General features: G+C 44.2%; 14 protein-coding genes. 6 read left to right on the top strand and 8 right to left on the bottom strand.

What is annotated here, in order from left to right; genetic code table 11:
• Both WG943_RS19060 and corA read left to right on the top strand, forming a co-directional pair.
• Complete coding sequence (locus WG943_RS19060; protein ID WP_340411420.1) at positions 1 to 603, top strand: IMPACT family protein; 603 nt, start codon at positions 1 to 3, stop codon at positions 601 to 603.
• A gap of 102 nt (positions 604 to 705) precedes the next feature.
• On the top strand, positions 706 to 1,836 hold the full coding sequence (gene corA / locus WG943_RS19055) for a magnesium/cobalt transporter CorA (protein WP_340411418.1): 1,131 nt from the start codon (positions 706 to 708) through the stop codon (positions 1,834 to 1,836).
• A gap of 115 nt (positions 1,837 to 1,951) precedes the next feature.
• On the opposite strand, the gene WG943_RS19050 is transcribed toward corA, so the two are convergent.
• The 7 genes from WG943_RS19050 to WG943_RS19020 all read right to left on the bottom strand — a co-directional run bounded on the left by WG943_RS19050 (position 1,952) and on the right by WG943_RS19020 (position 9,037).
• Positions 1,952 to 2,116 (bottom strand): hypothetical protein, encoded by a 165-nt coding sequence (locus tag WG943_RS19050; RefSeq protein ID WP_340411417.1) that lies wholly within the window; start codon positions 2,114 to 2,116, stop codon positions 1,952 to 1,954.
• 79 nt (positions 2,117 to 2,195) lie between these two features.
• Positions 2,196 to 2,699, bottom strand: a complete 504-nt coding sequence (locus WG943_RS19045; protein WP_340411415.1) for a DUF2306 domain-containing protein — start codon at positions 2,697 to 2,699, stop codon at positions 2,196 to 2,198.
• 158 nt (positions 2,700 to 2,857) lie between these two features.
• A complete protein-coding gene (locus WG943_RS19040; protein WP_340411414.1) occupies positions 2,858 to 3,604 on the bottom strand; it encodes a CPBP family intramembrane glutamic endopeptidase in 747 nt (248 codons plus the stop codon).
• A 130-nt stretch (positions 3,605 to 3,734) separates the two neighbouring features.
• Positions 3,735 to 4,235, bottom strand: coding sequence for a hypothetical protein (locus WG943_RS19035; RefSeq protein WP_340411412.1), 501 nt, complete (start codon positions 4,233 to 4,235; stop codon positions 3,735 to 3,737).
• A gap of 126 nt (positions 4,236 to 4,361) precedes the next feature.
• Positions 4,362 to 5,480, bottom strand: coding sequence for a TlpA disulfide reductase family protein (locus WG943_RS19030; RefSeq protein WP_340411410.1), 1,119 nt, complete (start codon positions 5,478 to 5,480; stop codon positions 4,362 to 4,364).
• 77 nt (positions 5,481 to 5,557) lie between these two features.
• On the bottom strand, positions 5,558 to 5,914 hold the full coding sequence (locus WG943_RS19025) for a hypothetical protein (RefSeq protein WP_340411408.1): 357 nt from the start codon (positions 5,912 to 5,914) through the stop codon (positions 5,558 to 5,560).
• A gap of 396 nt (positions 5,915 to 6,310) precedes the next feature.
• Positions 6,311 to 9,037, bottom strand: coding sequence for a hypothetical protein (locus WG943_RS19020; protein ID WP_340411407.1), 2,727 nt, complete (start codon positions 9,035 to 9,037; stop codon positions 6,311 to 6,313).
• A gap of 161 nt (positions 9,038 to 9,198) precedes the next feature.
• On the opposite strand from WG943_RS19020, the gene WG943_RS19015 reads away from it, so the two are divergent.
• Positions 9,199 to 10,080: a universal stress protein gene (locus WG943_RS19015; protein WP_340411406.1), complete on the top strand. Its 882-nt coding sequence runs from the start codon at positions 9,199 to 9,201 to the stop codon at positions 10,078 to 10,080.
• 1 nt (position 10,081) lies between these two features.
• Here the strand turns inward: WG943_RS19015 and WG943_RS19010 are convergent, their stop codons facing one another.
• Positions 10,082 to 10,972, bottom strand: a complete 891-nt coding sequence (locus WG943_RS19010) for an ATP-grasp domain-containing protein (RefSeq protein ID WP_340411405.1) — start codon at positions 10,970 to 10,972, stop codon at positions 10,082 to 10,084.
• A 136-nt stretch (positions 10,973 to 11,108) separates the two neighbouring features.
• Here WG943_RS19010 and WG943_RS19005 point away from each other — a divergent pair, with 136 nt between their 5' ends.
• From WG943_RS19005 to WG943_RS18995, 3 genes are all read left to right on the top strand, one after another.
• Positions 11,109 to 11,750 (top strand): hypothetical protein, encoded by a 642-nt coding sequence (locus WG943_RS19005; protein WP_340411404.1) that lies wholly within the window; start codon positions 11,109 to 11,111, stop codon positions 11,748 to 11,750.
• 150 nt (positions 11,751 to 11,900) lie between these two features.
• Positions 11,901 to 12,359 carry a D-aminoacyl-tRNA deacylase gene (gene dtd / locus WG943_RS19000; protein ID WP_340411403.1) on the top strand — a complete coding sequence of 153 codons (459 nt, stop codon included), beginning with the start codon at positions 11,901 to 11,903 and terminating at the stop codon, positions 12,357 to 12,359.
• A gap of 1 nt (position 12,360) precedes the next feature.
• Positions 12,361 to 12,687, top strand: a complete 327-nt coding sequence (locus tag WG943_RS18995; protein WP_340411402.1) for a nucleotide pyrophosphohydrolase — start codon at positions 12,361 to 12,363, stop codon at positions 12,685 to 12,687.
• Positions 12,688 to 12,854 lie beyond the last annotated feature (167 nt).

Below are 12,854 nucleotides of genomic sequence, written 5' to 3'. Positions count from 1 at the left end.
ATGCAGGATACTTACAGAACCATAGCAGCACCCACCGAAGCACTCTACAAAGAGAAAGGAAGCAAGTTTATAGCTCTGGCCTACCCTGTTTACACAGAAGAGGAAATAAAGGAGATACTGGCGGAGGTAAAGAAGAAGTACTACGACGCCCGCCACCATTGCTACGCCTATACGTTAGGAGCTGATAAAAGCCGCTACCGTGCCAACGACGATGGAGAGCCCAACCACTCTGCCGGAGACCCTATACTTGGCCAGATCCGCTCTGCCGACCTAAGCAATGTGCTTGTAATTGTAGTGCGTTACTTTGGTGGCACGAAACTAGGCGTCAGTGGTTTAATTACTGCCTACAAAACCGCCACTGCCGATGCCCTGGAGCAAGCCACTATTTTGGAAAAGCACGAAACCGTTTTGCTACAGGCACACTATGGCTACCCTCAGATGAACGATGTGATGAGCCTGGTAAAAGAATACGACCTGCCCGTGCGCGACCAGCAGTTTGAACTGGATTGTAAACTAACCATTGAGGTGAGGAAGGCACTGCAAGAGGAAGTTACTGCTAAGCTGCAAGATGTAGAGGGCGTTGAGGTAAAATTGCTGGAGTAATTCTACAAAGTTCTAAAGTTGATATAAAATGAGGTCATGTCCTGCTCCGGTAGTTTTAAAGTATAAATTCAGCAATACCGCTATACTTTATTATATTGCCGCATGGCCAAACTTAAGCTGCAACGTAAGCGCGAAAAAATACTCGAACGCAAAGCCGGCATTAAACCGGGCTCTTTAGTTATACCCAAAGAGGCATACAAACCACGTTTCTTCCTGATTTCTTTCTCCGAAACCCTTTTTGAAGAAAAAGAATTGGGTAGTTACCAGGAGTTGATGCAGCAGGTAAAGGCCAAACCAGAAGCTCGCCATTGGATCGATATTAGGGGGTATGCTGATCAAGGTATGCTGGAGCAGCTGATTATTGATTTTAACCTGCACCCGCTGCAGCTGGAAGACGTAGTTAATGACTATCAGCGACCTAAAGTAGAAGAGTTTGGAAACAACAGGCTCTTTGTGATTACACGTATGCTGCGCTGGTCTGCTGAGTTTAAATCACTGCTTGATGTGCAGCTTTCCCTGTTTACTGGCGAGAACTACGTGCTAACGCTGCAAAGCGACTACGGTGATTGCCTGGACCCGCTGCGTGAGCGCATTCGTTTGGGTAAAGGTGTTATCCGCACCCGCCCTACCGCCTACCTTGTTTATGCTATACTTGATGTGGTGCTGGATTACTACTTTCCGGTAATCGCAGAGATTGGGCAGTACATGGAAGACCTGGAACAGAAGGTGCTGCAACAGCCATCAAAATCTACTTTAACCGACATCCTAAACCTTAAAAGCGAACTTGTAAAACTGCGCCGCATTACCTGGCCACAACGCGACGTTCTAAATGAACTTCTGCGCATGGATGAAACCACTATACCTGAAAATATGAGGGTATACTTTAGAGATGCCTATGACCACGCTGTGCAGCTAATCGACCTGATCGAAAACCACCGGGACATGTCTTCGAGTTTGGTAGAGCTGTATATGTCTACGGTGAGCAACCGCATGAACGAGATCATGAAAGTGCTTACGATCATTTCCAGCATCTTTATCCCGCTCAGCTTTATTGTAGGGCTTTACGGCATGAACTTCTCCCGCGAAAATCCTGAAACAGGTGAGATTCTACGGCACAACATGCCAGAACTGTATGAACCATACTCTTACCCTATTCTGCTTGCATTAATGGGTATGCTTATACTTTTGCAGATTTATTTCTTTTACCGGAAGGGATGGTTTAGGAGCTTTTAAGGCTTTACCCTCCAACTACAACTGTCCAGGGGCGCACACTCCACTCTGTAATTAACCCGTTTTTTACATAGGGGTCGTTTTTTGCAAAGTCTTCGGCTACTTTGGGAGAGTCTGCTTAAAAAACCAGCACTGCTCCGTCGGCTGGCTCTGCCAATGCCCCTGCCATAACAATATGGCCGCTCTCTTTTGCTTTTTGGGCAAGCGCTAAATGCTCGGCGCGGTATTGAGTGCGTCGCTCAATGTAATCTGCTACTGTTTTGTAGAATAGAATGTAGTACATGGGGTTAAATTCTTTCAGTGAGTGTTTTAGAGGAATGTGCTGGTGCTATAATATGGGTTTGGCGTAGACGAAGTCTGAATTATGCACTTTGTTGGCAGTAGAGCTTCTGCTCAAAGTATTTGGTCCAGATTTTTTCTTTCTTCAGGATAAAAGCAGTTCCCACTCCGAATATTGTAGCAGTTGCAATTCCAACCATGGCAAAAAAAGGCTTATCTGGAATTCGCACACTTAACTCTGATGCAAATGCTGCATAGAGCCCTAGGACCGAATAGTACATAAACCAAACATGAACAGCTTTATACTTTCTTGGTTGATTCCTAAGAAGCAAGGGCATCATCCCCAATACCAATGTCAGGGAGCTAACAATAGCCATTATATGAAACACCCCAAATCTTCCAGTCAGATTGTAGATACCAAGTGCAGACCCACAAACTAAAACCATGGCAAAAACATAAACATAGCCTACCCTTTTATGCCGCACTGTACCTTTATTAACAGCCAGGACAAAAGCACCAGCTATCATCGCCAATAAGGCAGTAGCCAAATGGAACCAGCCTAAATTGGAATTTACAAAGTCATACATTTTCGATTACTTTTAGTTATTACCTATTTTAAGCTCGACTGGATAATTAAAATCTTGTGTTACTATCAATTAGCATTGTTGCCAACGCTCTCGTCCATGAGGCGTGCTAGGCTGTCGGCCGTAACATATCTTATGCACCATGTTGGTGGCTGTATTTTTTACAATTGATAAAAAATGAAATATATCATAGCTAAATTAAAACCTGCATGACTAGCAATGGCACCTAATATAGAGCCTGATTTCTTCTTACACTGGATAAAAATTAAACTTGTTATAAACATTCCTACTACCCATAGGATGGATGGAATAAAGAGAAACTCCCACCTGCCAGAAATGTAGACAATACCAAAGTGGGCTAGATGTATTAAGGCAAACGAGAGGCTATCTATTATGGAGGCTTTGTTCTCTCCTAAACTTGAGCTGAAGCATGAATGTACAATTCCTCTAAAAAATAACTCCTCCCCAATGGGGCTAAAGCACATCCCGGTAACGGCAAAAACTATAAAATAAATTAGCTTGTCCTGGGCATTTAAGTCTGTAGCGATATTGTAGGACTTCCCGATATATACGTACCAATTATTAATGGTATCCATGTATAGCAGATAGCCCAACGTAAATATTACTGTGCTAATTGCAATACCTTCCAGAAAGGAATACAGAATCCAAACATAATTTGCCGGCTTGGTAATCCCTATCTGTTTTCGTCCTGCTTTAGACAAAAAAATGAAAGGAATAAGGGCAGAAACGGCCATAATAGCACCTATGCTACCATAGTTTCCGGTTAGGTTTGCATTCAGGACCAACCAAAACCTAGGTACACAAATGGCTACTAACAGAATCAATCCGAACACCCAGTTGAATTGTAATAATCTATTCCTAGTAAGTCTAAGTTCAGTATTGACCATTCTTTTTAATTATTTCCATCAACGGTTAGTATAAACAGCGAGCAAGGCCGTCGGATGTAGTTTAATGTTTATGCAGTGTTAGGTCTAGTCTTTTCTTTCAAGCATGATTTTGTTATTTATTACAAATCCACTAACCAAGAATTGAACTGGGGTCAAGTTTGGCTGTCCTAAGTATAAGCTGATATGCTTTAAGGAAATTACTCAGTCTTCTTTTTTCTGTATCGTGGTTAGGCGTATTTACCTGATAGGAAATAGATGAACCAACTGTTCCATAGGAAATGGAGCAGGCTTCACCGTCCAACAGTTTAGGGTGTGGTCCGCCGATAATTTCTACCTGATTTATACTTTGTATAGCGTCAACAAGCTTTGAGAATTGCTCAGCCGTGATTATGATTTCTTTATCAATAGATTTAGAGGGATCTACTTTCTGCAGGGAGACTGATTCGACCTTTAATTTATATGAATCGTCTGAGTTAGGGTATATTGTAACCTTTACCGTTGCATTCACTGGTTTGACAGCGGTGCTGTACATTAAATTTATGAATTTAATGTCTTGGCTCTGTGCTGTTAGTGGTATAACAGTACAGAAAACAATAAACAATGCCGCTTTAACTTTTAAAAGACTATTCATAACATTTAAATCACCATAAAATCAGACCCAACGGACTTGGCCATAAGGCGGCGTAGCTGGCTTATGGGTTTGGTTAGCACTATGTTATACTTATTATTTTTCCCATGGAAGCAGTAACTTTATCCTTCAACTGCCTGAGAGTTGTTGGGTAATAGCCACTTTCAATCTAGCTACGTTGTCTTTGCTATAGCCGCTTATTCTCTTAATCTCCTTACCATTGCTGTCAGTCAGAAGCATAAGGGGTATAGAGGAGAAATTAAACTGCTGTTTTATCAACTCGGCTTTGTCCTTCTCAACTATAAATTGCTGCCACTCCATCTGCTCCTTGTCTAAGGCTTTGTGCCAGTTGCTTTGCTCTTCATCGATGGATATACTGACCATGTTAAGTCCCCTTTCTTTAAAGGATAAGTTCACCTCCTTCAACTCGGGAATTTCTTTTCTGCACGGCCCGCACCAGCTGGCCCAGAACACAAGCAAGTTAACTCTGGCACTAGTGTTGAGAATTCTCTGCCTCTCATTCTGGGGTGTGCTGAGCTGCAAGTTGGGGTAAGGCCTATCAGGGTCAGTCCTGTTGGCAAGGTAGCTGCGTACGCTTTTAGCGGACCTCGACCCTTGAACCTCTTGGTTGAAGTGGGTCAAAAGGTTGCTCAGCTCCCTTTTGGTGTAGTCTTCTCTGTTAAGGTATACTTCGCTGAGCAGGAAGTAAGAATCGGGGTTTTGCTTTATTTCCTTTTCATAGTACTTGAGCCTTGCTGCTCTCTTGGTTGAGTCGGAGATGTGCAGATAGCCAAACCCCTTGTTCATGAACCTTTCTGACAGTAGATTGTCTTTACCTGATTGGATATGGTGCAGCCTCGGTAGATCAGGATTGACTTTGATCGTGGTGCTTGTTTTCCCTTGAAAGAAAGAGTCTGAGCCGGACTTTGTTTTCTCAGTTGATTGTTGGGAGTTCAAGTAAAGTATTCTCCTGATATAGTTGTTCTCGGCAAATGTACTGTCCCGGTAGTGAATACTAGCCCTGAACGGTACGAAAGTGGAATCAAGCTTTATTGCAAATCTGAAATGGTTGTCAATGACCTCAGCAGAATCAAGGAATTCCTTGGGGTCGTGCGAGTGCGTGAGGTATACGGTTCCGTCAGGCACGTCGTTTACAAAACCCTCTATAAATATTTCTTCAGGAACCTCTCGCTTAGCGCAGGACATCAGAAGCAAAACAAGCACAACCAGTTTGGGTATTGCTTTCATATTTTATGATTTAAATAGGTGCTAACGGGCTTGGCCATATGGCGGCGTAGCTGGCTTATGGGTGTGGTTGGCAACAGTTATTTTATTTTTTCATAATAATACTCCAAGTCACTGTTTAAAGCTATTCTTATTGTCTGCCCAAATAAAGGTCTATCAATGGTAGTTGAATAACTTGCTTCACCATATTCATATTTATAACTGAAGGTTATTCTATCACCAGCTAATCTATAAGTTCCTTTTCCCCAAGTATTATTCTCAAAGGTAAAGTCACTATTGATTTTTAAAGTATCTACTTCTGCACTGGGTCCTTCTAAAACAGGGGCTTTATTATTATTTATATAGAGTCCTTCAATAGAACTTGATGAAAAATAATTCGCACGATACAACCAAAACACGGTTAAACAGATTAATGTTAAAATTGCGAGTTTTTTCATTTTAATTAATGCCAACTACTGTGTATACGTCATTATGACGTTTATCTGCACTATGTGCGTAAGTGTATCCACTTAATCTGAAAATCGCTTTCCGAAGTAGTAATATAGTGCATCCACTATACAAGATACTGCTAAAATATATACTTAACAAATCTGTTACCTGGCTATAGTAACCTATAGTTAATACACTGACAATTAGATATTTGCATCTGACATTAAGTTTACTTTGGAAAAAGTAAACTTATGAAGGGTAAACGAGTAAAGAAGCCGGGAAGCTCTAAGCCGTATTATGAAACGCATAGTTACGTTTACAAACGGAAGTAATACGGATGTTGAAATGAGATTTCTCTGCCGTTCCCTTTAAGAAGGATTATTTAAATTTCACACCCACAGTGTCTAATTCACCAACCTAAAGCTAATCTTCTGCAGTTCTCTTCGGAAGGCTTTGTATAAAGTATAATCGTTAGAGGCCTCGTTGTGGTAAATGATGACGGGTTTGTTGTTGTCAAGGGTGCTGTTGCCTACTAGTTTGCCTCTGCTGGTGTAGAGATAGGTTTTCTGGGGGCCGGTTTCTGTGACGGCGTATACCCTGTTGTCGCCACCGAAGTGGAAGTACTGTACAATTTTAGGTGCAGAGGTAACATAACGCTTTTCAAACTGCAGGTTCAGGTCCTGGTCAAAAATGCCGACTCTGCCCTGCTCCTGCCGCACAATAACAAACGACTTTGCATTATTTCCCTCCGGCACCAGATCAAAGAAAGCGCTCTTGCTTGGTCTTTCTAACTGCTCCCGGTTTAGTAACTTACCCTGCAGGTTAAAAGTAGTAACATTGCCATACTTTGTAACAATGGTCACTTCGGTTTTGCGTAGATCGGCGCCGGCTTTAACAAAGGCACCAGAGGTGATCGGGGACTTCAGGTTCATCGGGAAGCCGGGATAAGTCTCTCCACGCTGGTTAAGAGCATAAACATAGCCATTCTCCAGCAGCACCAGTATAACATCTCGGCCTCCTACACGCAGGTGCTGCGGTTCGGTTGCCAGGCGGTAGTCCATGCGGCGTGGCTGCCAGCCCTCAATGGCATTGCCCCGGATGTCGTACATGTACAGGTTGCCCAGGTAATCGTCTACCAGTAGGCGGTAGTTCTGGTTTTTTTCGTAATCGAACACAGCCAGGTGCTGTATGTTAAGCGTATCGCCAATGTTAAACGGAAAGTTCTCGAGGCTCTGCCCCTGGTTGTTTACAGCATGTATGCGGCTGGAAGTGGCAAACAGGTAACGCAATTTGTTTTCCGGACCCAGCTCCACTTGTTTTATACTTCCCCTAAGGGCAGTGCTTAACGTATCTGTCCAGCCGCGTTTACCGGCGGCAGTTATATTCACCAGCACATTGGCAGAGTCTTGCACTACTACTTCGCGGCTGCGGTCTACGGCATTCTGAATAGCAATCGGCCTGGAGGTAATGCGGGAGTCTAGTGGTATGGTTAACTCATTTGTAAAAACATCGTCGCCGGTAGTAGCCCCGCTGCTTTGCTTCCTGAAAATAAAACTAGTGTAATACTGCTTACCCGCGTTAGCAAACTGAAAACTAACCTGGTTAAAACGCTTGATCAAAGTAGCATTCTGCAGCAGGTCTTCGCGGCTGTTGTCGGTCATGTAGCGGCTTAGCACATACCATGCGTTTACAGTGTTAAGGTAAAGGCTAAAGTTACCTTCCTGCAGCGTTTCCTCTAAAAAGGCTTTTTGCGCCACCGATTTTCCCCAAACGTTCTCTTCCGATATATCATCCAGCAAATCACGAATAGTAGCAACCTCATCCGAAAATATTAAAAAGCCATCAACCTCTACCACAAAACTCTGCTCAAACCCTGCGAATAGGCTTCCAAATAGCTTTGCAGGCAATTCTGGCACCTCCACCATTTCGATAGTAAAGCTTCCATACTTTTCGGTATAAGGCTTCTTGTTTTTAGACTTCAGCACTTGCTGGTTAAGCTGCCTCAACATTCTGGCTGCATCACCGGGTCTTGCTGTGTAGGCAAATGTTACTTTCTCAGGGCTAGTGCTTATCGAGTTAGATTCCATATAAGCCAAAGCCACCTCATCAGTGAACACGGCGGCCAGGCTATCCAATGTGGCTCCATACACAGAGCCAGCTGCTGATTTGTTTGGCTGCCTTTTGAGCTTTGCCACCTCATCCAAACCAAAGTGCATCAGCATGGCGGTTCGGTTTGGCAGGTAATTTTTAACATTTAGCGGCTTGGGCAGTGCAGGCGCAATGTTGCTATGGAAGGAGTTTTGAGCATTACTAGGTTCCGAAAAACCGTTCAGGAATATCTTGTCTTTTTCCAGCTTTAGCTCCAGCATAGCAGAGCGGCCAAGGCTACACAGGTAACGCACCTGCGGCATCAGGTTTTCCTGTAAAAACAGCCCAAACACATCGGGTAAGGCTCGGTAATTTATAAATACGTTGGCATACACATCAGGCTGAGCAAGGTAATTTGTACTTTTAAAATTATCCGCTACCGATGTTAACTTTCCACGGGCAATACGGCGCACAATTTCCTCTATTAGTACCGGCGATTGGCTAAGTATGATGTTGTTATGATAGGTGAAGTATGTAAAACTGGTTTCCAGGCGAGTGTTCGTAACATCGGTTAAAAGTATATCCTGGTACTGCCTGCTTTCCTGCTCAAACAAGTCGCTTTTACTGATATTCTCGGTAAGGTTACGTAAAAACCGGTGTTCCCCTACCGAGCTTACCGGAATGTAGTATACAAACTCAACGTTAGTTTTACCCACCACATGCATGGAGGTAAGTATGTTCTTTTTATCTAAGAAGCGTTCTAGACGTGTACTACCCGGTGATATACTATCGAGGTAAGCCATGTTTTCCTCAAAGCTACGGTAAGCAGCTAAGGCAGAGAAACTCTCCAACAGGTTAGTTTCCTCCAGATGCTCCAGCAGGGCACTGTGGTTATTGGTCTCTACCACAAAGGCGGCATCTTCTGGTACAAGAGCCCATAAATCAACCTTTTCGCGGGAGTCTTGCCAGCGGTTAAAGCCATAGTAGGCTAGCGATGCCAGCACAACAAACCCAATAAAGTAGAATACAATGCGTTTAGGCATGTTTAACAATTAGGGACTACAAACTTAGGCTTTTTTTCGGACACTGACAGCTTTACCCGATTGTAATGCTACTTCAGGTTAGGTTGGCTTATACTTTGTATCCTTGCTTCACAACTCTAAAACAGCTACACGTATAAATAGCCATACACCATCAGAGGCTTATGTTCAGAATACTTGTACCGGTAGATTTTACCACAGACTCCATTAACGCCAGCCACTATGCCCTGGCTCTGGCTACCGCTGCTCCACAGGCGCAACTACTGCTGCTGCACTGCTTCCAGGATTATCTTGCCGATGCCGACACAGATGCTTCGGCATGGGAGATAACTCCATCCGAAGCAGTAACAGAACGAGTAATAAACAGGAATGTAACAGAAGCAGAGAACGAACTGGAAGAACTCTATCAGCTCCTGCGTTCACAGGCTGCCTCCCGTAATGCACACACACGGCTAGAGCGTGCGTTTATACATGGCCTGCCAGAGGATGTGATCGTGGATGAAACCAAGCGATTTAAGCCAAACCTTGTTATAATGGGCACCAAAGGAGAAGCTAATATCTCCCGGTCTTTTTTCGGAACAGTTACTACCAAGGTAGTGCAGGAGCTAAACATACCTGTGCTAACCATACCAGGCTCCTACACCGGCACACAGTTAACTAAAGTTGCCTATGCCTCCAACTTCGATCAAGCCGATGGCAGGGCTATTATTCAGCTGCAGCAGCTACTGGAGCCTTTTAACCCGCAGCTTCTGTGCGTGCACATCAGTAAAACAAATAAGCAGCAAGACCAGGAAAAGCTTAACGCACTCAAGGAAAAACTCGCAAAACACCACTCACAGGCAAGTATAAACTTTACCCTACAGGAAGGCGATAACGTAGCTGATGCCCTGCAAACTTATGTGAAGGAGCAGCAGGTAAACCTGCTTGCCCTTACCACACACAAACGTAGTGGCCTTGGCTCAATCTTTAACCCAAGCCTGTCACAAAAGATGGTACTGGAGTCGGAGGTGCCTTTACTGGTGTTTCATACTTCCGACGAAGTATAGCTTAAGCCGTAACCTGCAGGTGCTCCAGCACAGCCTGGTAGTAACGCTCCACGGCGCCCTCGCTGGTAGCCATAAACAAGAAAGGCTCTATCAGCTCCAACTCCATCAGGTGCAGCTCACCGTTTATCTCCACACCGTCTACTCGGGCATACAGGCAGCCTTGGGCAAAGTCGTCGGCAATATTATGGGCAGCCTCCAGTAAAACAGCCGGTGGCTCAGGAGTATGTATGGTGCCTCCGAAAAAGTGCTGCACCCGGAAATCACCTGGTTTTACTGTTTTAAGCACCGTATGGCTGTACTCGCCGTTAAAGAACAGGAACGACCACTCTCCTTTTGTTTTAATCTCCTCTACGAAGGGCTGCACCAGAAAAGCTTCCTGTTGCAGCAGCGTATTTATACTTTCGGCCTCGTCTTCGGCAGCGGCTGGCGTTAAGGCAAAGGTATTCTTCGCTCCGCCGCTTACGCTTGGCTTTACAATAATTTTCTCAGAGCCCAATGCGGCAAATGCCTCAGCAGGATTGAACTTACTGCCTTTCTCTAGCCATACTGTTGGCACAATTTTATGGCCTTTATCCTTTATGTCTTTCAAATAGCGTTTGTCGGCATTCCATCTAACTGTCTGCACGGGGTTAAGTACACGGCAACCTAATTGCTCCAGCTTATCCAGCCAGGCATAAAAGGCATCTATTTTATCAAAGTAATCCCACGGTGATTTAAGGATGATCAGCTCAAACTTTGTCCAGTCTACTTCAGGATCATCCCATATCTGGTAAGAAACAGAAAGGCCTTTTTCGGTCAGGTAAGTATACAGATCGTCGTTTTCCTGATCGGAAATTCCGCTAAAATTGCCTGTATTAAAATAAGTTATAAGCGCTATTTGTTGGATATTCATATTTATGCAATCTTTGCCGCAAAATTATGCTTTTACAGCCGCAGATACTACTGGCTAAAGATCTTTTAGTCAAAACTTTTAAGCAGGCAGCACTCGTATGTAAGGTATAGTTTCGCTACACCCTACATCGTTTACCATGTCCACGTTATACTTCATCAGCTGCCGCTGGAAATACAGCCTTACTTTACGGCTGCTGATCCTGTTGTTACTGGTAAACACCATTGCCTCCGCCTGCACTTCTGATTCTTCTACCGAAGAGCAAGGGCCGCTGGAGCATGAAACAAGTATAGCCACAGACACCACCTCTGCCAGAAAAAACGAGATACCCTCTACAGTTAGCTTACTGGGCAACCCTTTTGTGGCCAGCCGCAGCAAAGGCAATTTTTTAAGCTCATACTACGATCGTATCAACTCTGATTTTACCATTGATGCCGATCCGATTGAGAACATACATAACTCATCTGTTACAGATACGCTTTATACCATCCGCTTTGGCAGCTCCATGCTGGAGTTTTATGCACCAAGCCAAACCGGTGACTTGTTTTTGCAGGTAGCCGATATCCGCAGCAGCAACATGACCTTACGAAACAACATGCGGGTAGGTATGTCGCAGGGCGAGCTTATGAGCAAACTAAAGTCTTTTGGCAAGGATATTAGAGTGACCCAAAGTCCTAACCAGGTGGTTGCCTCTAATTATGATGGTGCCCCTATCTCGCTACACTTCTACCTGAAGAACGGCAAAGTAAGCCGCATCTTATATGAAGGGTATGTAGATTAACTGCTGACTTGTTAATCGTTGATTCGCAGAGTATATCCACTCACCCCATCTTATAGAGCAGGAGTAGTTGTTCCCGTTATTGCAAACCAACAACAAACAATTAACGATCAATACCTACCTTTGCACTTTAACTAAAGTGTAGTATAAAGTATGCGCGTAGTAATTCAGAGGGTAACGCAGGCATCTGTAGAGATCGATAAAAACATAAAAGGACAGATTGGAAAAGGCTTGTTGCTTTTGGTTGGCATTTGCCCCGACGACTCGGAAGAAGACCTGAAGTGGCTGGCAACAAAAGTGGCCCAGCTCCGGATATTCAGCGACGAAAATGATAAGATGAACCTGAGTGTGCAGGATGTGCAAGGCGATATACTGGTAATCAGTCAGTTTACACTTTATGCCAACACCAAAAAAGGTAACCGTCCGTCTTACGTTAATGCTGCCCCTCCTGCCATTGCCATACCGCTATACGAACGCTTTGTAGCCATACTGGAAGGCGTTATGGGCAAGCCTGTACAAACCAGCGAGTTTGGTGCCGACATGAAAGTATCGCTGCTAAACGACGGACCAGTAACCATTATCATGGACACAAAGAACAAAGACATTTTTTAACATGACCATAGCAGAAGCCCAGACTATAGTAGATAACTGGATTAAAGAGAATGGGGTGCGTTACTTTAACGAACTCACCAACATGGCCATACTTACCGAAGAGGTAGGCGAAGTGGCACGCATCATCGCCAGACAATACGGCGAACAGTCATTCAAGAAAAGCGACGAAGGCAAACAACTGTCTGATGAGCTGGCTGATGTGTTATTCGTGCTGATATGCCTTGCAAACCAAACTGGTATCAACCTGACAGAAGCTCTACAAAAAAACCTGGAGAAAAAGACCAACCGCGACAGCCAACGCCATAAGGAAAACGAGAAACTGAAATGAGTTTGGGAGTTAGAGGGTTGGGGAGTTAGAGGGTTGGGGAGTTAGAGGGTTGGGGAGTTAGAGGGTTGGGGAGTTAGAGAGGTAGAAATGTAGAGACGCAAAGTGTTGCGTCTCTACATTTCTACCACAAGTTTAGCGGCAAAGTAAGCCTAAAATAAAAAGGGGAA

The organism is Pontibacter sp. H249, assembly GCF_037892465.1.
In the GTDB taxonomy this organism is placed as follows: domain Bacteria; phylum Bacteroidota; class Bacteroidia; order Cytophagales; family Hymenobacteraceae; genus Pontibacter.
Note: the sequence above shows the minus strand (reverse complement) of the source record. Positions and strands in the feature narration are given on the sequence as shown.